Annotated in this window: 19 protein-coding genes; 9 read left to right on the top strand and 10 right to left on the bottom strand. The window is 24.2% G+C overall.

Going from position 1 to position 21,944, the window contains the following annotated elements:
- Nucleotides 1-38: 38 nt before the first annotated feature.
- Nucleotides 39-521: a SanA/YdcF family protein gene (locus H0H44_RS02885; protein ID WP_238786130.1), complete on the top strand. Its 483-nt coding sequence runs from the start codon at nt 39-41 to the stop codon at nt 519-521.
- Here H0H44_RS02885 and menD read toward each other — a convergent pair.
- The 6 genes from menD to prfB are packed head-to-tail and all read right to left on the bottom strand — an operon-like array spanning nt 484 to nt 7,050.
- Entirely contained in the window at nt 484-2,163 is a 1,680-nt protein-coding gene (gene menD / locus H0H44_RS02880) for a 2-succinyl-5-enolpyruvyl-6-hydroxy-3-cyclohexene-1-carboxylic-acid synthase (protein WP_185871617.1), read from the bottom strand. The genes H0H44_RS02885 and menD overlap by 38 nt on opposite strands.
- Before the next feature lie 7 nt (nt 2,164-2,170).
- Nucleotides 2,171-2,905, bottom strand: a complete 735-nt coding sequence (locus H0H44_RS02875) for a beta-ketoacyl-ACP reductase (RefSeq protein ID WP_185871616.1) — start codon at nt 2,903-2,905, stop codon at nt 2,171-2,173.
- Between the two features lie 18 nt (nt 2,906-2,923).
- Complete coding sequence (cmk, locus tag H0H44_RS02870) at nt 2,924-3,610, bottom strand: (d)CMP kinase (RefSeq protein ID WP_185871615.1); 687 nt, start codon at nt 3,608-3,610, stop codon at nt 2,924-2,926.
- A 50-nt stretch (nt 3,611-3,660) separates the two neighbouring features.
- Nucleotides 3,661-4,524, bottom strand: a complete 864-nt coding sequence (speB, locus tag H0H44_RS02865; protein ID WP_185871614.1) for an agmatinase — start codon at nt 4,522-4,524, stop codon at nt 3,661-3,663.
- Nucleotides 4,521-5,912 carry a type III PLP-dependent enzyme domain-containing protein gene (locus H0H44_RS02860; RefSeq protein WP_185871613.1) on the bottom strand — a complete coding sequence of 464 codons (1,392 nt, stop codon included), beginning with the start codon at nt 5,910-5,912 and terminating at the stop codon, nt 4,521-4,523. Before H0H44_RS02860 ends, speB begins: the two co-directional genes overlap by 4 nt.
- Before the next feature lie 40 nt (nt 5,913-5,952).
- Nucleotides 5,953-7,050, bottom strand: coding sequence for a peptide chain release factor 2 (gene prfB, locus H0H44_RS02855; RefSeq protein WP_185871612.1), 1,098 nt, complete (start codon nt 7,048-7,050; stop codon nt 5,953-5,955).
- A 94-nt stretch (nt 7,051-7,144) separates the two neighbouring features.
- On the opposite strand from prfB, the gene clpB reads away from it, so the two are divergent.
- The 4 genes from clpB to H0H44_RS03125 all read left to right on the top strand — a co-directional run bounded on the left by clpB (nt 7,145) and on the right by H0H44_RS03125 (nt 10,614).
- Complete coding sequence (gene clpB, locus H0H44_RS02850; RefSeq protein WP_185871611.1) at nt 7,145-9,781, top strand: ATP-dependent chaperone ClpB; 2,637 nt, start codon at nt 7,145-7,147, stop codon at nt 9,779-9,781.
- A gap of 5 nt (nt 9,782-9,786) precedes the next feature.
- Nucleotides 9,787-9,888 (top strand): GTPase, encoded by a 102-nt coding sequence (locus H0H44_RS03135; protein WP_394798463.1) that lies wholly within the window; start codon nt 9,787-9,789, stop codon nt 9,886-9,888.
- A complete protein-coding gene (locus H0H44_RS03130; RefSeq protein WP_394798470.1) occupies nt 9,882-10,295 on the top strand; it encodes a GTP-binding protein in 414 nt (137 codons plus the stop codon). Before H0H44_RS03135 ends, H0H44_RS03130 begins: the two co-directional genes overlap by 7 nt.
- Before the next feature lie 205 nt (nt 10,296-10,500).
- A complete protein-coding gene (locus tag H0H44_RS03125) occupies nt 10,501-10,614 on the top strand; it encodes a hypothetical protein (RefSeq protein WP_394798462.1) in 114 nt (37 codons plus the stop codon).
- A 76-nt stretch (nt 10,615-10,690) separates the two neighbouring features.
- Here the strand turns inward: H0H44_RS03125 and tyrS are convergent, their stop codons facing one another.
- Nucleotides 10,691-11,965, bottom strand: a complete 1,275-nt coding sequence (gene tyrS, locus H0H44_RS02840) for a tyrosine--tRNA ligase (RefSeq protein ID WP_185871610.1) — start codon at nt 11,963-11,965, stop codon at nt 10,691-10,693.
- Between the two features lie 398 nt (nt 11,966-12,363).
- Complete coding sequence (locus H0H44_RS02835; RefSeq protein ID WP_185871609.1) at nt 12,364-13,941, bottom strand: hypothetical protein; 1,578 nt, start codon at nt 13,939-13,941, stop codon at nt 12,364-12,366.
- A 140-nt stretch (nt 13,942-14,081) separates the two neighbouring features.
- Between H0H44_RS02835 and H0H44_RS02830 the strand changes: the two genes are divergently transcribed.
- The 4 genes from H0H44_RS02830 to leuB are packed head-to-tail and all read left to right on the top strand — an operon-like array spanning nt 14,082 to nt 18,337.
- Nucleotides 14,082-15,302 (top strand): 2-isopropylmalate synthase, encoded by a 1,221-nt coding sequence (locus tag H0H44_RS02830; RefSeq protein ID WP_185871608.1) that lies wholly within the window; start codon nt 14,082-14,084, stop codon nt 15,300-15,302.
- Nucleotides 15,303-15,304: 2 nt separating this feature from the next.
- The gene (leuC, locus tag H0H44_RS02825; RefSeq protein ID WP_185871607.1) at nt 15,305-16,708 is read left to right on the top strand and encodes a 3-isopropylmalate dehydratase large subunit; all 1,404 of its coding nucleotides are present in this window, start codon (nt 15,305-15,307) and stop codon (nt 16,706-16,708) included.
- Complete coding sequence (gene leuD, locus H0H44_RS02820) at nt 16,683-17,282, top strand: 3-isopropylmalate dehydratase small subunit (protein WP_185871606.1); 600 nt, start codon at nt 16,683-16,685, stop codon at nt 17,280-17,282. Before leuC ends, leuD begins: the two co-directional genes overlap by 26 nt.
- Nucleotides 17,279-18,337 (top strand): 3-isopropylmalate dehydrogenase, encoded by a 1,059-nt coding sequence (gene leuB, locus H0H44_RS02815; RefSeq protein ID WP_185871605.1) that lies wholly within the window; start codon nt 17,279-17,281, stop codon nt 18,335-18,337. The genes leuD and leuB overlap by 4 nt, the downstream gene beginning before the upstream one ends.
- On the opposite strand, the gene H0H44_RS02810 is transcribed toward leuB, so the two are convergent.
- Both H0H44_RS02810 and H0H44_RS02805 read right to left on the bottom strand, forming a co-directional pair.
- A complete protein-coding gene (locus tag H0H44_RS02810) occupies nt 18,331-20,994 on the bottom strand; it encodes a PD-(D/E)XK nuclease family protein (RefSeq protein WP_185871604.1) in 2,664 nt (887 codons plus the stop codon). The two genes, leuB and H0H44_RS02810, sit on opposite strands and share 7 nt — an antisense overlap.
- Complete coding sequence (locus tag H0H44_RS02805; protein ID WP_185871603.1) at nt 20,978-21,916, bottom strand: bifunctional riboflavin kinase/FAD synthetase; 939 nt, start codon at nt 21,914-21,916, stop codon at nt 20,978-20,980. The genes H0H44_RS02810 and H0H44_RS02805 overlap by 17 nt, the downstream gene beginning before the upstream one ends.
- Between the last annotated feature and the right edge of the window lie 28 nt (nt 21,917-21,944).

Below are 21,944 nucleotides of genomic sequence, written 5' to 3'. Positions count from 1 at the left end.
ATAATTCTATTAATTGTATTCCATATAATACATTTGGTGTGGTTTTAGGTACTTCTAAATATTTGCATGGAGGAGGGATTAACGCTTATTTTAAGTATAGAATAGATGCAGCTTTTTTCCTTTTCCGTCATAGAAAAATACGTTATATTATTGTCAGTGGAGATAATAGAGAAAAAAATTATAATGAACCAAAAATGATGAAAAAGGAATTAATAAAAAAAGGGATTCCTTCTCGTTTTATATATGAAGATTTTTATGGAATTAATACTTTGCATTCTATTATCAGAGTTTATAAAATTTTTCACCAAAAAAAATTTACGATTATATCTCAAAGATTTCATAATGAAAGAGCTATTTTTATTGGAAATTGTTTAGGATTGGATGTGATTGGGTTTAATGCTAAAAGCCTTACTTTTGATGGTAAAACACAGTTTAGAGAAATTTTTGCAAGAATAAAAGTTTTATGGGATATTATTTTTGAAATTAGGAAATATAAGATAGGTATTTTTTCAAAATTTTAGCGTTATTATATTTTTGAGTATTTATTTCTAATAAAAAAGGATGATTTGATTTTTTCCAAAAATATGATAAACTATTTTTTAAAGCATATTGATCATGTACTTTTTCATATCTCCAATGAAACATTTCACATATTTTTTCTGCAGAAAAAATATGTTTTGTTTCGAAAAAATTGAATATTTTTTCAGGTAATTCACTTTCTGAAATGAATCTAAAAATATTACCTCCTCCATTATTAATAAGTATAATTCTAAAATTTTTTGGAATATAATTGTTCCACAAAGCATTGCTATCATAAAAAAAACTTATATCTCCAATAATTAATGTTACAGTTTTTTTTATGATAGTAGCAGAACCTATAGCAGTAGAAACACATCCATCTATTCCTGAAGTTCCGCGATTACAATAAGATTTAATAGAATATTTTTTTTTATCAAAAAGCTGATAGTATCTTATAATCATACTATTTCCTAATTGCAAAATGGTATTGTTAGGTATAGATTTGAATACAAAGAATAAAACTTTTAAATCCGAAAAACTTTTTTCTTTTTTGAAAAAAATTTTATGTTTTTTTATTTTTTCTTTTCTTAACTTTTCCCATTTTTTTCTATAATCTGAAATAGGATTATTAAAATTATTAATCATTTTAAAAAATGATTTTGGATTGATAGGCCAATAAGTAGTTAATCTATAATAAGTATCTGGATAATTTTTATAATATTTACCTATATGCCAATGATATACTGGAGGATATTTTCTTAAAAGAAGTTTTATTTTTTTGGATATAATATTTATTCCAATAGTTAGTAAAATATGAGGTTTTAAATTTATCCATTCTTTATGATTCATATTAAAAATAAGTTGATCAATATTTGAAAAAAAAAATTTTCCATACACATGAGACGTAGTTTCTGTAAAAATTGCAATAGAAGGATCTAAACTTAATTTTCTTAAGGTTTTCTCCATATCTTTTTCCGGATAAAATAATCCTAACAAAATCATTTTTTTACTATATTTTTTCCACATGTTTTGTTCTTTTTTATAAGAATATGTTTCAATGTAATTTTTAACAGGTATAGCTTTTATAATTTTTGGTTTTACTTTTAAATGATTTGTAGTACCATAAAGTGGTTCTGAAAATGGAATATTAATATGTATAGGTTTATTTTTTAAAACACATTCATTAATGGATTCATTTATTAATCTATCATTATACCACATGCCTGATTCAGATTCATCTTCTGTTAATTGAATAGAGGCCACTACATGTCTTTGAAAAATATTTTCCTGATAAATAGTCTGTCCTTCAAATATATTTATAACTTCTTTTGGTCTATCTGCACTTACTAAAATAAGTGGTACATTTTGATAAAAAGCCTCTGTTATTGCAGGATAAAAATTAACAACAGAGGACCCAGAAGTACAACTAATCACTACAGGTTTTCTTATTTGTTGGGCTATTCCCAAAGCAAAAAAACCTGCACATCTTTCATCGACAATACTATAAGTTTTAAAACTTTTATTTTGAGTAAAATGTATAATAATTGGAGCGTTTCTAGAACCTGGAGATATGATCACATTAAATATAGATTTTGCTTTTAAAATTTCGCCTAAACTTTGTACAATTTTTTTATTTGAATACATTGACAATTTAAATTAAACCTCCATTTACATTTAATACAATTCCTGTAATATAATTTGATAAATCTGAAGCAAGAAATAAAGTTGAATTAGCTATATCTTGAGGATATCCGGGTCTTTTTAATGGAATGTTTTTTATCCAATTTTCTTTTATTCTAGGAATAAAATGAGAATTTATTTTTGTTATAATATAACCTGGAGCAATGGCATTACAACGAATATTTTTTTTTCCTAATTCTCTAGCTACTGATTTTGTGAATCCAATAATTCCTGCTTTAGATGCTGCATAATTAGATTGTCCAATATTTCCTGTTAATCCCACAACAGAACTCATGTTAATAATACTTCCTTTTTTTTGTTTCATCATAGGATAAATAGCATGTTTAGTTAAATTAAATATAGAATATAAATTAGTTTTTATTACATTATCCCAATCACTTTTCGATATTTTAAGCAAAAAATTATCTTTTATAATTCCTGCATTGTTTACTAAAATATCTAAACTTCCGTATTTTTTTATTACTTTTTTTACTAAATTTTCCGATGAATTAAAATCCGAAAGATCTATTTTATATGCTTCAACTAAATCTTTGAATTCAAATTCTAATTTTTTTGCTTCTTTTTTTGAGGAAAAAAATGTAAAAATAACATTAGCTCCATGTTGTACAAAAGTTTTGACAATCGATTTACCTATATCTCCTGAACCTCCTGTAACTACAGCTATTTTTCCATTTAAAAGTTTCATATTATAAATATTATATGGTTATTTTGTTTTTTTATTAATTAATTGAAAAATTAAATTTAATTGCTCTTCTATAGTCATCGATGTATTGTCTATTTCTACCGAATCTACAGATTTTTTAAGTGGAGAAATATTTCGTGAAACATCCATTATATCTCTATGGATTAGATTTTTTTTTACCTCTTCATAAGAAACCTTTTCTCCTCTTTTTTTTAAATCTTGATATCTCCTATAAGAACGAATTTCTATAGATCCTTTCATAAATATTTTTATTTCCGATTTAGGAAATACATAATTCCCTATATCTCTTCCATCTACAACAATTCCTTTATTTTTTCCAATATTTCTTTGCATAACAGTTAATATTTTCCTAATTTCTGGTATCTGAGCAAGTAAACTTACTTTTTTTCCTATTTTTTCAGTTCTTATTTTAGATTGAATATTTTCTTCATTTAAAAAAATATTTGTTTGACCGTATTTTTTATTCCATTTAAATTTTAAGTTTATTTTTTCCAAAAGAGGAATAAAATTATGTACATTCCATAAATCGCTATTAAATATTTTTTTTTGAATAGCAAATAAAGCTATGCTTCTATAAAGAGCTCCACTATCTATATGTTTATATTTTAATTTTTCAGAAATGGCTTTTGCTAAAGTACTTTTTCCAGATGAAGAATATCCATCTATAGCTATAATAATTTTTTTCATATACACATATATATATTCATTATATTGTTTTTATAATAAATTCACATTTATTAAGTATGTTTATATGATAATAATTTATAATAAAGTTTTACAGTTAAAAAATCTGTAGAAGATTCCTTATTGTTAGGTAAAAGTTCAACAATATCAAATCCTACTACATTTCTTTTTTGAAAAACTTTTTTCAAAAATTTTAAAGTTGTATACCAAAACAAACCTCCTGGTTCTGGAGTACCAGTTGAAGGTGCTATACTAGGATCGAAAACATCTATATCTATAGTAATGAATACGTTTTTAGATAATTTATGAATAGCTTCTTTCATCCATAAATTATTTTTATAAATATCATGCATATAAAATATGTTTCCTTTTTGGATGTATTTTTTCTCTAGTATATCCATACTACGAATTCCTATTTGTATCAAAGGATATTTTTTAGAAGCTTCGTACATGGAACAAGCGTGATTATAGGGATCCCCTTTGTATATAGGACGTAAATCTGTATGCGCGTCCATATGAAGAATACTTAAATTTTTATATTTTTCTCCAAAAGATCTAATACTTCCTATTGATATAGAATGATCTCCACCTATAAATGTTATGAATTTTTCTTTAGAAAGATATTTTTTTGTAATATCATATACTTTTTTAATCATCTCTTTTGTAGAGATTAAAGGGGTAACAATAGATGGAACAAGAAAGATTCCTTTTCTATAAACTTCTGAATCAGTCTCAATATCATACAATTCCATATGTTTTGATGCATCTAAAAAAGCTTTGGGTCCTTTTTTAGATCCTTTTTTCCATGTTTGAGTATAGTCATATGGAACTGGAATAAGTACCGTTTGAGATTTATCAAGTTTAGCATACTTTTTAGGTATTCCAGCAAAAGTTTTTTTTTTATAATTAAATTTCAATAACCTAATATTTTCATAATTTCTTCGGGACTTTGTGAATGACGAAAAATTTTATACACAAAATTTTTTTTTTCATCATGATCTATCAATATGTGAATAGGTTGAGGAATTAAACAATGATGCACACCTCCATATCCACTTATTGTGTCTTGATAAGCTCCAGTATTAAAAAAACCAATGTAAAGTGGAGTTTCTTGATGAAAACAAGGAAGATATATAGCATTCATATGTTGTTCTGAATTATAATAATCATCACTATCACATGTCAATCCCCCTAAAAAAACTCTTTCATAACAATCATTCCAACGATTAATTGCCATCATAATGAATCTTTGGCTTATTGCCCAAGTGTCGGGAAGTGTCGTCATAAAAGAACTATCTATCATATTCCATTTTTCCCTATCATTTTGACGTTTTTGATTAAGTATTTTATACAACATTCCTCCACTTTCTCCAACTGTATAAGCCCCAAATTCTGTGTAAATATGGGGTTCTGAGATATTTTCTTTTTGACAAAATTTTTTTATCTGATAAACAATTTCGTTGGTCATATATTCATAATCGTATTTGAAAGACATAGATGTTTTAATAGGAAACCCTCCTCCTATATTTAAAATTTCCAATTCTGGTGCTATTTTTTTCAATTTAGCATAAATATGCAAACATTTGAAAAGTTCGTTCCAATAATAGGCAGTATCTTTGATCCCTGTATTAATAAAAAAATGTAACATTTTTAATTCAACTTTAGGGTTATTTTTTATTTTATTCAAGTAAAAAAAAATAATATCTTTATATCCTATTCCTAATCTAGAAGTATAAAATTCAAATTTTGGTTCTTCTTCTGAAGCTATACGTATACCTAATTTAAAAGGATAATTAATGAATAAACTGAGTTTTTCTAACTCATCAGAGTTATCTAATATTGGAATTGTATTATAAAATCCGTTGTTAATAAGTTCTGAAATATTTTCAATATAATTTTCAGTTTTAAACCCGTTGCATACAACTTCAATATTTTTAGTAGTTTTTCCTTTTTGATAAAGATTTTTTACAATTTCAATATCATAAGCATATGAAGTTTCAATACTAATATTATTTTTTAAAACTTCTTCTAATACAAAAGAGAAATGAGAACTTTTTGTACAATAACAATAAGTATATTTATTATTGTATTGATTAGAATGAATTGCTTTATTAAACCATTTTTTAGCCTTTCGTATATTTTGAGATATTTTCGGTAAGTATGTAAATTTTAATGGAGTCCCATATTTTTTTATGAGATCCATTAATGGAATTCCGTGAAATTCTAAAAGATTATTTTTTATAGAAAATTCCTCAGTAGGAAAATTAAAAGTTTGATCAATTAGATCTGAATACCGGATTTTCATTGAAATTTAGTATAATAATATATAAAATAAATGAGAGAAATTAATTTATATTTTTATTATCTTTATTATATATTAAAAATTTTTTTAAAAAAATATCTATTTCTCCATTCATAACAGATTGTATTTGTCTAGTTTCATAACCAGTTCTTAAATCTTTTATTAATTTGTAAGGATGCATAATATAATTTCGAATCTGAGAACCCCATTCTATTTTTTTTTTTTTTGATTCTATTTTTTCTTTTTTTTCATTTCTTTTAACTACTTCTAGTTCAAATAGTCTAGATTTTAATATTTGTAAAGCTTTTTGCCGATTTTGTATTTGAGAACGGGATTCACTATTTTCTATAATGATTCCTGTTGGATTATGACGTAATCTTACTCCTGTTTCTACTTTATTTACATTTTGACCTCCTGCTCCACTAGATCGAAAAGTTTCCCATTGTATATCTGATATTTTAACGTCTATATTAATATGATCATTGATCATAGGATAAACATATACAGAAGAAAAAGAAGTATGACGTTTTGAATTGCTATCAAACGGAGATATTCGAACTAATCTATGTACTCCATTTTCTCCTTTTAGATATCCAAAAGCATAAAGACCATCAATTTCCAAAGTAACAGATTTAATACCAGTAACATCCCCACATATATGATGAATTTTTTTTACAGAAAAGTTTTGTTTTTCTGCCCACATAGAATACATTCTCATTAACATTGAAGTCCAATCACAACTTTCAGTTCCTCCAGCTCCAGAAGAGATTTGTAATATAGCATTGAAAGAATCCTCTTTTTCTGAAAGAATATTTTTGAATTCTATGTTTGATAACAATTTTTTAGTTTTATACAATTGAATTTCTAATTCTTTTTCTATATTTTCTTCTTTAGACAAAGAAAATATTATTTCTAATTCTTCAAAAGCATTTTTTAATTCCATAAAATCACTCATACATGTTTTTATGTCATGCATGTATTTTATAAAATTTTTAGATTTTTTATAATTTTTCCAAAAATTAGGATTTAATGTTTTTTCTTTTTCTTGATTTATACGTTTTTTTATTTCCTCTATTTTGAGAACATCATAAATTTTATGAATTCTTTTTGAAAGAAATTGAATTTCTTCTTGTTTTGTCATATTGCGAAAATAAATATTTTGAAATGATTAGTTTTGATAACTATTATGATCATAAATTTTTTTTATATTATAAAATAAAAATGAAATTTTTATTATGAATTATAATAATAAATTCACGATAAAATCACAAGAAGCGATAAAAGAAGCACAAAATATTGCACTAAAAAATAGTCAACAATCCATAGAAAATGCACATATTTTAAAATCAATATTAAAAGTTGAAGAAAATATAATCCCTTTCCTTTTAAAAAAATTAAAAGTAAATACCAAATCAATAATCATTGGATTAGATCGTATAATTTCATCTTATCCAAAAATCCTTAGTGAACCTTTAACACAATATTTTGGATCGAACGTCACAAAAATGTTAAATATTGCGGAAAATTATGCTAATACATTAAAGGATGAATTCATTTCTATAGAACATATTTTTTATGGAATTTTTATGAGTTTTGATAGTACTTCAAAATTATTGAAAGATCAGGGAATAACAGAAAAAAAAATAAAAGAAATCATCGAAAATATAAGAAAAAAAAACGGAAAAGTAATTTCCCCTACAGTAGAAAATATATATAATGCTTTAAATAAATATGCAAAAAATCTTAACGAATGGGCTAATAAAGGAAAATTGGATCCTGTTATTGGTCGTGATGAAGAAATACGTAGAGTTCTGCAGATATTATCTAGAAGAACAAAAAATAATCCTATATTGATTGGTGAAGCAGGGGTAGGAAAAACTGCCATTGCTGAAGGTTTAGCTCATCGTATTATTAGCGGAGACATTCCCGATAATTTAAAAGATAAAGAAGTATATTCTTTAGATATGGCTTCTTTGATTGCAGGAGCTAAATATAAAGGAGAATTTGAGGAACGTCTTAAGGCTGTAGTTAAAGAAGTAACATCTTCAGATGGAAAAATCATTTTATTTATCGATGAAATTCATACTTTAGTTGGTGCAGGAGGAGGTGAAGGAGCTATGGACGCAGCAAATATTTTAAAACCAGCATTAGCTAGAGGAGAACTTAGAGCAATAGGCGCCACAACTTTAAATGAATATCAAAAATATTTCAGAATAGATAAAGCTTTAGAAAGAAGATTTCAACAAGTATATGTAGATGAACCTTCTATTTCAGATGCAATATCTATATTACGTGGAATCAAAGAAAAATATGAAAGTCATCATAAAGTAAGGATAAAAGATGAATCTATTATAGCAGCAGTGGAGCTATCTAAACGTTATATCAATGAACGTTTTTTACCGGACAAAGCGATTGATTTAGTAGACGAATCTGCTTCCAAGTTAAGAATGGAGATAAATTCAAAACCGGAAGAATTAGATGTATTACATAGAAAAATTATGCATATGGAAATACAAATAGAAGCTTTGAAAAGAGAAAATGATGAAAAACAATTAATTCCTTTAAAAAAAGAATTATATAAATTGAATGAAGAGAGAATGCAATTACAAACTCAATGGCAAAATGAAAAAGATTTAGTTGAAGGAATACAAAAATCGAAAGATAAAATAGAGAATTATAAATTTGAAGCAGAACAAGCGGAGAGATCAGGTGATTATGGAAAAGTAGCAGAATTAAGATATGGAAAAATAAAAGAAGAAGAAAAAAAAGTAAAATCGTTAGAAAATGAATTAAAAAAACAAGAATATCAAGGAAAAAAAATGATTCAAGAAGAGGTTTATAAAGAGGATATAGCACAAGTAGTGTCTAAATGGACTGGAATTCCGGTTACTAAAATGTTACAAAGTGAAAGAGAAAAATTATTATTTTTGGAAAAAGAATTACATAAAAGAGTTATAGGACAAGATGATGCAATACAATCTGTTGCAGATTCTATACGACGTTCTAGAGCAGGATTACAAGATGAAAAGAAGCCTATAGGATCTTTTCTTTTCATGGGTGGAACAGGAGTAGGAAAAACGGAATTAGCTAAAACTTTAGCAGAATATTTATTTGATGATGATAATAATATGGTTCGTATAGATATGAGTGAATATCAAGAACGACATACCGTAAGTAGATTCATAGGAGCTCCACCTGGATATATAGGTTACGAAGAAAGTGGACAATTAACAGAAGCTATACGTAGACGTCCTTATAGTGTTATTTTATTAGACGAAATAGAAAAAGCACATTCAGATGTTTTAAACATACTGTTACAAATCTTAGATGACGGAAGATTAACTGATAATAAAGGAAGGACGGTAAATTTTACAAATACTATTATTATTATGACTTCTAATATAGGAGCAGATATTATTCAGGAAAATTTGAATCAAGAAATTTCTATTTCTTATAATAGAATGGAAGCAACAAAAAAAGCTTTGATAGATTTGTTAAAAAATGTTGTAAGACCTGAATTTATTAACCGTATAGATGAAATTATCTTGTTTAAACCTCTTTCTAGAAAGGAAATAAGAGATATTGTTAAATTACAAATGAAAAAATTAGGAGAACTGTTATATAATAAAAAAAACGTTTTTATAGAATCAACTAATGAAGTTATAGAATATTTATCAGAAAAAGGATATGATCCCCATTTTGGAGCTAGACCTTTAAAAAGAGTAATTCAACATGATATTTTAAATAATTTATCAAAAGAAATTATAAAAGGAAAGATACAAAAAAATCACAAAATTTTAATAGATTTTTTCAAAGAACAAGGAATTATATTCAGAAAATCAGAAAGAATAGATAATTCTAATAATATTTAGAACTTTTGGTACATAAGTCTGGTTTTGTCAATATTATAGGATCTCCTAATGTGGGAAAATCTACCTTAATGAATTCTCTCATAGGAGAAAAAAACTTTCTATTATAACGAATAAACCAAAAACTACTCGTCATAGAATATTAGGAATCATTAATAAATCTAACTTTCAAATTATATTTTCTGATACTCCGGGAATAATTGATTCTATGTATCCTATGCAAAAAATTATGATGCAACATGTGGAAAAATCATTAGAAAATGCGGATATTATTTTACTTACTACAGAAATAGGAAAATTAGAAGATATTTCAATACTCAATCATATTAAGAAAAAAAATAAAAAAATCCCCATTCTTATATTAATTAATAAAATAGATAAAATAGGATTTCAATGGAATGAAAATATATTATATGATACGATACTGTTGATTATTGGGATAAATTGCCCCCCCCATTCAAAAATATTACCAATATCTGCAAAAAAAATGAATCAAGATCTATTAATTAATGAATAAGATTATATCTTTATTATCTGAACAGCCTCCTTATTATCCAAAAAATTATTTAAGTAATAAATCTGAACGTTTTTTTGTAAATGAAATGATTAGAGAAAAAATTCTTCTCTTCTATAAAAAATAAGTCCCTTATTTTGTATAAGTAGATACAAAATCTATCAAAAATAAGAACGCAATCATATATATATTCTTATATATATAATATGTGGAACGATATTCTCAAAAATTAATATTAATAGGAAAAAAAGGAAATTCCCTTAAAAAATTAAAGTTTTCTTTCTATAAGAAGTATAGAATTTTTTCTAAAAAAAAAAGATGAAATTAAAATTTCTTGTAGAAGTTTGTAAAAATTGGCGATATGATCTTAAAATATTAAGATATTTTGTGTATTAAATTTATTCAACTTTTATGAGAAAAAATTCTTTTTTTCCAAATTGTAAAAAAATATATTTTTTTCTTATTATGTTTTCTTTTTTGATTAAAATATTTTCTTTTATAAGAATTTTATTTAAACGAATTGAATTTGCTTTTAAAGCATGATTGGCTTCATTTTTAGAAGGGAAAAAACCACTTTTCTTTAAAAGATCCAATAAAAAAATTCCTTTTTCTAATTCATTATGAGATAAAAGCATATGTGGAATATAATTATATATAGAAATTAAAGTTTTGTCATCTAATAATTGAAAAGATTGATTTTTATTATCAAATAATACATTTGTTATTTCTGTTATTTTTTTGGAAATTTCATTTCCATGAACCCATTCAGTAATTTCAGAAGCCAATTTTCTCTGTAATAATCTTTTACTTGGATATTTTCTATGTTTAGAGATCAAATTTTCTATTTTTTCTTTAGAAAAAAAAGTATATATTTTTATATATTTTTCAATTTCGAAATCAGAAATATTCATCCAAAATTGATAAAATTTGTATGGGGATGTTTTTTTTTTATCTAACCATATATTTTCTCCTTTCTCACTTTTTCCGAATTTCATTCCATTAGGTTTCACTATTAAGGGAAAAGTAATTCCATACGCTTTTTTTCCTGTTTTTTTTCGAATTAATTCTATACCTGTTGTAATATTCCCCCATTGATCAGATCCTCCAATTTGTAATTGGCAGTTTTTAATTTGATTTAAATATAAAAAATCATATCCTTGTATAAGAGAATAAGAAAATTCAGTGAACGAGATTCCGTTTTTATTATTATTAATTCTTTTTTTTACAGAATCTTTAGATATCATATAATTTACAGAAAAATATTTTCCTATTTCACGAATGAAATCTATAAAAGAAATATTTTGAATCCAATCAAAATTATTTAACAATTCTATTTTTATTGAATGAAACTTTAAAAGATTCAATATTTGATTTCTTATAGATGTCGTATTTTTTTGTAGAATTTCTTTACTTAAAAAAATTCTTTTATTTTCTTTTTCGGAAGGATCTCCTATAAAACCTGTAGCTTGACCTATTAATGCTAAAGATTTATGTCCATTCTTTTGAAAGTGAATTAACATCATAATAGGCAAAAGACTTCCTAAATGTAAAGAATCAGATGTTGGATCAAAACCTATATACATGGTGATAGGTTTTTTCAATTGATTTTCTATACCAGGAACTTTGTTTTTAATTAAACCTCTCCATGAGAGTTCATAAATAATATTTTGCATAATTTAACATTATTTATTTATGATAAGAAAAATCATCTTATATAATTTATTTACTTTATTTTTTAGTTTTTTTCATATTATCATTTGTATCACTTTTCATCAAAAACAATTTTCTTTTATATATAAAATATATGCTTTCTTATTACCTATAAATAATTTTTTTTTTCTTTTTTATTTATTTACTACAACAAAAAATAAATATAAATACACTATATACATTTATATGTTATGCAGTATACTGAAATTATTTTTCAATATTTTCATTCTTTTTTATTTTGTTATTAATTGTTATAGTGTTTCACTTTTATGTTTTTCATACAAAATTTTAATTCATTTTATTTTTTCATATTTCATGATTCTTTTTTTTAAAGTCATATTTTTATTGAATTAAAAAATTTTTATTTTTTTATATTATTTTTTACAAATTTTTCTTTTGTAATCAATTCTATAGATTTATTTTCTATTTTTGAATTTATCCAAGAAATAATATCTAAATACAAAAAAGTTCTTTTTTCATAAGGATGATCATAATATTTAACTAACTTATCTCTTAATTTTTTAAATTGGTTTTTAATTTGATGTGGGTATATGTTTCCTAAATTTTTAAAAAAATGAATAATTTTTTTTTGCACAAAATACCAATCATTCATTTTAATAAAAAATTTATATGTGGATTCAATCTTTTGATCCATATTTTCATCTCGTCCACTTTCATAACACGCAATTAAATGTAAAAGTCTTGCAAAACATTGCAAATCTTGTCGTAGTTTTACTTTTTTATTTTCTATAATTTTAGATAAATATCGAATAGTATTTTCATTATCTCCACTACCAAAATATAAACAAGCAATTTTGTAATAAAGAATCATAATATAATGAGAATCTAATTGATTATAAACCTTTCTGAATTCCACAAATAATGACGGAATTATTTTTTTAACACCTTCCGAAAAACTTCCTTCCATATAATGTTTATTGATACGATTAGTATATGTATACATAAAAATTAATATTTTAGTATTTCCATTTATTAAAATTTCTCCATTTTTAACTTCTTTCTCAAATTGTTTTAATACATGAATAAATTTTGAATAATGATTTAAATAAAATAAAGTATCTAACAAATGATGATATCCTTTTAAATAGCTTACAGGAGCTATTTTTTTAGATTTTTTATAATTATGAAATAATTCTACCCATTTAGAAGATGATCTATAACATAAAATGAAATCTTGTCTAATGTAATGATACCATACTTGAGCTTGATATAAAAATAATTTTTCGTAAAAATTAAGTTTATCAACATCAAATTTTGGAAGATTTGTACGAAAGTATGTTTCTATAAAGATTTTATCTTTCTCATTTCTGACATATCCTACTTTTAAATATAAACCATATAATTCTAAAGAAAGATTAGATAATGTATTATTATATTGAATTTTCTCAATTAATTCTTTTGATTCTAGGGATAATTCTCCAGATCTAGTATAAAGACTTCTAGTTATATGTTGAGATTCTATCATTTTTTCAAATTCTATTAATTCTAACAAAATAGTATTAGATTCATAATATTTAGCAATAATTTTGGCTTTTCCCAATAATTTTAAACTTTGTATATATAAACCTTTGTTGTATAAAATTTTAGAGAAATCTAAATATTCACGTATTTTTATATCATGATTTTCTATGGTGTTCTGTAATTTTTTTTTAAGACTAATCAAAATTTGTTTATATAAATGAGCTTTCATATTAGATAATTGTTCTTTCTTTATATTATGGATGTTTTTTAATATTTTTCTTTCGTTATAAAATTCCATTTTTATCATAATATCAAATAGTTCCATGAACTTAGCCGTTTTATTTTTTTTTATACGATTTGCATAAATTCTAAAATTTCTTTTTTCAGATTTTGATAAAGTTTGAATTAGTAAAAAAAGATGATCTGATTTTTTATATTTATTATTGTAATTAGTCATTGTAATATTATAATAATATTCTACTTGATTAATAGAAAAATATAAACAATTTACCTAAATTAGGTATTGTAATTATTATAACAATTTATTTCTATTTTCTTACCAGAAAAAATAGTTTTGATGAAAACAATCCAATGATCATGGAAAAAAGGAAAATACAAATATTTGATACATCATTGCGAGATGGAGAGCAGGTTCCAGGATGTAAATTGAATACTAAAGAAAAAGTAAGTATAGCTAGAAAACTGGAATTTTTGGGGGTAGATGTAATAGAAGCTGGATTTCCTACTTCAAGTCCTGGAGATTATAAATCTGTTCAAGAAATTAGTAAATCTATTTCAAAAACTGTAGTTTGTGCTCTATCTAGAGCTATAGAAAAGGATATAGAAATTGCTAGTTTATCGTTGAAAAACGCCAAAAGACCTAGGATTCATACCGGAATAGGAACCTCAGATTGTCATATTCGTTATAAATTTAATAGTACTCCAGAAAAAATAATAGAAAGAGCTATACACGCAGTAAAATATGCAAAAAAATTTGTAGAAGATGTAGAATTTTATGCTGAGGATGCAGGACGTACAGAAAATGAATTTTTAGCAAAAGTTTGTGAAACTGTAATCAAATGTGGAGCAACAGTAATTAATATTCCTGATACTACAGGATATTGTTTACCAGAAGAATATGGAAATAAAATTCGTTTTTTAAAAGAAAATGTAAAAGGAATTCATAAGATTATATTATCTACTCACTGTCATAATGATTTAGGACTGGCTACTGCTAATTCATTAGCTGGAATTATGAATGGAGCAGAACAAGTAGAGTGTACTATTAATGGAATAGGGGAAAGAGCAGGGAATACTTCTTTAGAAGAAATTGTTATGATTATTAAGCAAAATAATCATTTAAATTTCTTCACTGATATTAATACAAAATTAATTTCTTCTACTAGTTGTTTGGTATCAAAATATACAGGAATGAAAGTACAAGCTAATAAAGCTATAGTAGGTGTTAATGCTTTTTCTCATTCTTCTGGAATCCATCAAGATGGAGTTATTAAAAAAAGAGAAACTTATGAAAGCATTAATCCAGAAGATGTTGGAATATGTGAGTCTTCTATAATTCTTACAGCCAGAAGTGGAAGGTCCGCTTTAGCATATCGTTATAAAAAATTAGGTTATTTTTTTAATAAAAATTTTTTAGATTCAGTTTATTCTATTTTTTTAGAATATGCAGATAAAAAAAAAGAAATTACTGATATAGAATTGAAAATAATATTAGATAAAGTTAATTTAAAGCATAAAAAAAATAATCAAATATTGCATTCTCATAGTAGGAATGATAGAAGAATAAATGTTATATAAAAATGCCAAAATCATTATTTGATAAAATTTGGGAATCGCATATTATTAAGAAATTAGATAATGAAATATTTGTTCTTTATATAGACAGACATTATATACATGAAGTTACAAGTCCTCAAGCTTTTATGGAACTAAAAAAAAGAAATTTATCTGTTCTTAGGCCTAATCAAATTATAGCAACAGCAGATCATAATGTTCCTACAATTAATCAACATTTACCTATTTTAGATCCTTTATCTAGAAAACAAATAGATTTATTAACAGATAATTGTAATAAATATGGAATTACATTATATGGATTAGGAGATAAAAATAATGGAATAGTTCACGTAATTGGTCCTGAATTAGGTTATACTTTACCTGGTATGACAATAGTTTGTGGGGATAGTCACACTTCTACTCATGGAGCCTTTGGCTGTATAGCTTTTGGAATTGGTACCAGTCAAGTAACTATGGTTATGGCTAGTCAATGTTTATTATCATCTAAACCTAAACAAATGAAAATAGAATTAAATGGGAATTTGAGGAAAGGAGTTACTCCAAAGGATGTTATTTTATATATAATATCAAAATTAGGAGTGAATGCTGGAGTTGGATATTTTGTGGAATATATGGGGTCTACTATTAAAAAAATGAGTATGGAAGGTAGAATGACTATTTGTAACATGAGTATAGAAATGGGAGCAAAAGGTGGATTAATATCTCCAGATCAAATTACTTTTGACTATGTGAAAAAATGTAAGAAGTTCCAAAAACTTAAATTAAAAGAAAGAAATATTATAGATTTTTGGAAATCTTTAAGGACAGATGAGGATACAATATTTGATAAGGAATACATTTTCAATGTTGAAAATATTGAACCTATGATAACATATGGGACAAACCCTGGAATGTCAATTAAGATATCTGAAAAAATTCCTAAACTGAATACTATAGATCCTAATTCTATGAATTATATGGGTTTTTCATTAGGAGAATCTTTGATAGGAAAAATGATTAATTATATTTTTATAGGAAGTTGTACAAATTCTAGAATAGAAGACTTAAGATTAGTAGCTTTTGTAATAAAAGGAAAGAAAAAAGCAAATCATGTAAGAGCAATGATTGTACCTGGATCAAATCAAGTAGTTAAACAAACTAAAAAAGAAGGATTAGATAAGATTTTCAAAGATTCTGGATTTGATTTTCGTCAACCAGGATGTTCTGCTTGTTTAGGTATGAATGAGGATAAAATTCCTGCAGGAGAGTATTGTATTTCTACATCTAATAGAAATTTTGAAGGAAGACAAGGTCCAGGATCTCGTACTTTACTTGCTAGTCCTTTGACAGCGGCTATTATAGCTATTGAAGGTAAAATTGTGGATATCAATAAATATGTTTATGAAAAAATTTACAACGTTACTTAGCCAAGTTGTTCCATTGTCTATAGAGGATGTAGATACGGATCAAATTATACCTGCCCGTTTTTTAAAAGAAACTGAACGTAAAGAATGTGGAAAAAATCTTTTTATGGATTGGCGTTATCACAAAAATGGATCATTAAATAAAAATTTTATATTAAATAACCCTAATTTTAATGGAAAGATACTTTTATCCGGAAGAAATTTTGGATGCGGATCTAGCCGTGAACATGCTGCATGGGCTCTTTTTGATTATGGATTTAGAGTGATAATATCTAGTTTTTTTGCTGATATTTTTAGAGAAAATGCATTAAATAATGGATTACTAACTGTAGAAGTATCCGAATATTTTTTAAAAAAATTATTTAATACAGTTGAAATAAATCCAAAAGTTAAAATAAAAATCGATTTAATTTATCAAAAAATAACAATTTTAAAGACAGGAGAATTTTATAAATTTTATATACATCCATATAAAAAAAATTGTTTTATAAATGGTTATGATGACATAGATTTTTTAATCTCTATTAAAAATGATGTAGAAAATTTTGAAAAAAATAGAAATTTTTTTTTAATATGATAAAAAATATTTCTGTAATAGAAGGAGATGGAATAGGGCCTGAGGTTATTAGACAAACTATTAAAGTTTTAAATTCTATATCCATAAAATATGGTCATGACTTTCGTTATAAGAATATTTTAGCCGGATCTAAAGCTATAGAGAAATTTAGCGATCCTATGCCAGAAGAAACTATAGATCATTGTTTGAAGTCAGATGCTGTTTTATTTGGCAGCATAGGAGATCCTAAATACGATCACAATCCAATAGGTATGAGACCTGAAGATGGATTGTTAAAACTAAGGAAAAAAATGAATTTATATTGTAATATTCGTCCTATAATAGTTTTTCCTAAACTAGATAAGTCTCCTATAAAAAAGGAATTATTAAAGGAAGTCAATTTTATTATATATCGTGAATTAACAGGAGGGATTTATTTTGGAAAAAAAGGTCGTTGTAAAAATGGTAATAAAGCTTACGATCATTGTGTTTATTCTAAAAAAGAAATTGAAAGAATTGGAGAAAAGGCTTTTAAAGCTGCTTTTTCTCGTAAAAAAAAAGTAACATTGGTAGATAAAGCTAATGTATTAGAAACTTCTAGGTTGTGGAGAGAGGTCATTAAAGAAATATCGTTAGATTATCCAGATATATGTTTAGATTTTTTGTATATAGATAATGCATCCATGCAAATCATTATGAATCCTAAAAAATTTGATATTATTTTAACAGATAATATGTTTGGAGATATTCTTTCAGATGAATCAAGCGTATTAACAGGTTCTTTAGGTTTACTTCCTTCGGCTTCTACAGGAGGGGATAAAATAATGTTTGAACCTATACATGGATCTTATCCTCAAGCAAAAGGAAAAAATATCGCAAATCCAATAGGATGTATTCTTTCGGCATCTATGATGTTAGAACATTTTGGAATGTATAAAGAAAAAAATCATTTGGAAAAAGCTGTTCAAAATTCTATTGAAAAAAAAATATGTACACCAGATATTATTGATTATAAATTATCTTCTACTACTGAAGAAGTAGGTGATTATATAGAAAAATATATTTTATATCAATAAATCTTTTCTATAATTGGAATTTTGGGATCTAATATATCTGAAATTCTTTTCATCAGAAATGGTAAAATGACAGATTCATAATCTGTATATGTTATATTTTTTTTTTGAGAATTATAAAAAATATTTATAGGAATTTGTGATATGTCTCCATTCATTTTTGGTGAAATAATTCCTATGATAAGAGGTTTTTTTTTATTTTTTTTCAATATTGAAGATTGAAACCATAAATAGGCATAAATAAGTAATTGCATAGTTTTTGCATAATTTGTATCATAAAAAATATTTTCAATATTTTTAAAAGAAATGTTAATTTCTTTATTTTTTGAGAATCCTATTTTATAATCGAGAATACGAGTTTCCCCGTCATATTCATCTATTCTATCTATAATTCCATGTATATTTACCTGTTTTGATCCTATATTTAATATAGAAGATACTTTGTATTCTATTTTTTTTAGAAAAATTTTATGTCCGTTTACAATAAATTTTTTATCCCATGAAATGAAATTATCTATGTAATTTTTTATGATAAAATAAAAAAACATACTATTACCTTCAGTAATTTCTCTTTCGTCTAAAAGAATTTTTTTTATAATAAATTCATACTTTTTTTTCATTTGATGAATAGAATCAATAGTAATCCAACTGTTTTTTATAGGATCATATAAAATTTTTAATACTTGATGGATAATTTTTCCTATTTTTTTTTTATCGGATATTGTTTCTGGATCATTTAACTTAAGTATTTTTTTATAATAGAATAGAAGAGGATTATAATTGTATAAATGAATAGAAGAGGGAGATAAACCTTTATGCATTAATTCATGTAAACAATGAATTATAGATTTCGTTTTATTTATTATAATAGGAACTCTTTTTGAGTTTATTATAGGAAATAATGGTTTATTTATTTTTTTTTTTGAAATTTTAGAAATTATTTCTATTCTATGAATAAAACGACTTTTTTCTCCAGAATTAATTTCATCTGGTTGATTTTTATATATTAGATATGTTTGTTTCGAAAATTGAATGATTTTTATTAAATGATGAAAATAAAAATCCTCATTATTATTATTGATTTGTAATTTTTTATGTATATCAAAGGGAATGAAGGAGCTCTTTTTATTACTATAATAGTTTGGAGGAATATTTCCTTCATTAAAAGAAGTGATAATTACAATATCAAAATCTTCTATAAAACTATCCATAAAACCTGTTACGTATAAACCTTTTCTACTTTTACGTATGTATCGTATGTTTTCTGTATTAGTAAATTGTTCGTATATATTAAATACATCATGAATTCCTATAGATAAATTTTTAGTTTTTCTAGCTATTATTCTTAACTTTTGTATATAAACTTCTAGTTTAGAAATAAATTTTAATTCCAAAAAATGTTTTTTAATATTTGTAATAAGAAAATTTTTCAATTTTGTAATAAAACTAATAAGACTTATAAGGATTATTTTGATATTATTAGTTGGAATTTTAAAAATTCCCCATAAATCGTTTTTATATAAATATTTTTTGATTATATCTTCACAAAGAAAATCGGAATTATTTTCTGTTTCTAATTTTTTTAAAATTGAATTTTTTTTCAAAAAAAATTTTTGAATGTACCCATTAGATAATACATTTATAACATCTTTTTTAGTGAATTTTTTAAATTTATTTTTATTTAATAATAACTGTAATATAGAATAAAAAGTATAATAAATGGGAATATCATTTAATGGATAATTAAAATTGAAAGATATTTTAATTCCTAATTTTTTTTTTATAGAATATACTAATGGAGTAGTCAGATATTTATCTCCTGGCATTAAAAGTATTTTGTTAAGTTTTTGATTTTTCTTTATTAATTTATATATGATATTTTCCACAATTTTTATTTGCTCTATTTCTTTCGAAACACCAATAATTTTTAAATTATCATATTGTAAATTTTTTTTCAAAATCTTTTTTTTATTAAAATATTCTAAATCTATGTTTGAAATTGAAACGTTTTTTTCACATAGATCATAAACTAATCCTTGTTGAATAATTTTTTGAATTAAAACTTTTTCGCATTCACTAAATGCAACATAATCGACAAGAAATAATACAAGTTTTGTGTCTAAATTTTTATTTATAAAAGAATCTAGACGAGAAATTCCTGCTCTGAAAAGCATGCCATGATAAGCAATTCCTCTTTTAAATAGTTGAGATTGTAAAATATAATAATACTTATGTATTTTTTCCCAAAAAAAGTTTTTTTTTTGTTTTAAAAGATCAAAATTCCATTTATTTATTTTTTCTGTTGAAATAATGGAATAAAAAAAATTTTCAACATTTATCATATTAAAATCTATATTTTCAAAATCATGCAATATTTCAAGACCCCAATTAAAAAAATCCTGAAAATTTTTTTCTGTAAAATCATTTTTTTTTAAAAAAGAGAAAAAATAAAGTAAGATTAAATGGTTATCTAAAAGTCTAAGTCCGGAGATATTTTCAAAAAATTTTTCTATTGTAAAAAATTTAGTTTTTGAAGAAAATTTTGAACTGTATTTATTTTTAATATATTCTATAATTTCAGAATTTTTTGATATGAAAAAAATTTTTGAGTTAGAGTTTTCTAAAAAAAAATTAAGAATTTTATCAATTTTTTTTTTCACGAGAAAAAAATTTTTGAATATTTATTTTGTCCACACTTATTTGTTTTTTCAATTCTTGTATGGAGTTAAATTTTTTTTCTTCACGTATTATACAAATCATTAAAATGTCTATTTTTTTTCCATATATATTTTCAAAAAAATCGAATATATGTACTTCTATTTTTACTTTTTTATTTTCTTTCTCTACTGTAGGGTTTATACCAATATTTAACATTCCTAAATATATTTTATACAAATAATTAATTTTGACTGCATAAACACCTTTTTTAGGAATCAATTTTTTAGAATCTACTTGTAGATTTGCAGTAGGAAAATTGATTTTTTTTCCTATCCCTTTTCCTTGTATAACGTTACCAGACAATGTATAAAAGTATCCTAAAGCTTTATTTGCCCATTCTATATTTCCTAATAAAAGAGATTCACGTATATGAGTAGAACTAATTACTTTTTTTTTCAATTTGTAAGGACTAACTTTATAAACCTTAACTCCATAAAGATGAGATATTTTTTTTACTTCTTCATAATAATTATCTCTATTTTTTCCAATATGGGAATCATATCCAGTAATGATCTTTCTAATTTTATATTTAGGATGTAAAATTTTCTTTAAAAAATCTTTTGTTTTTATTCTTGAAAAACTAAGAGTGAAAGGATGAATAATCAAATGTTCTATTCCTGTTTTTTCCAAATTATATATTCTTTCAGTAAGAGTATTTAAATAAAAAAAATTCTTATCAGAAGACAATACATCTTTTGGGTGTGGATAAAAAGTAAGTAGTACGGAAGAATATCTCGTTTTAGATCTAAAAATTAAATTTTTAATAATTTTTTGATGACCTATATGAACTCCATCGAAAATACCAAGTGTAAACACACATGGATAAAAAGAAGAAAATTTATCAATCAATGAATGAATTTTCAAAATTTCCTTTTTTTTCTCTATACATTTC

It is taken from the genome of Blattabacterium cuenoti (assembly GCF_014252115.1).
GTDB classification, from domain to species: Bacteria; Bacteroidota; Bacteroidia; order Flavobacteriales; family Blattabacteriaceae; genus Blattabacterium; species Blattabacterium cuenoti_AK.
The sequence above is the reverse complement of the archived record's forward strand: the minus strand, read 5'-3'. Positions and strand labels throughout refer to the sequence as shown.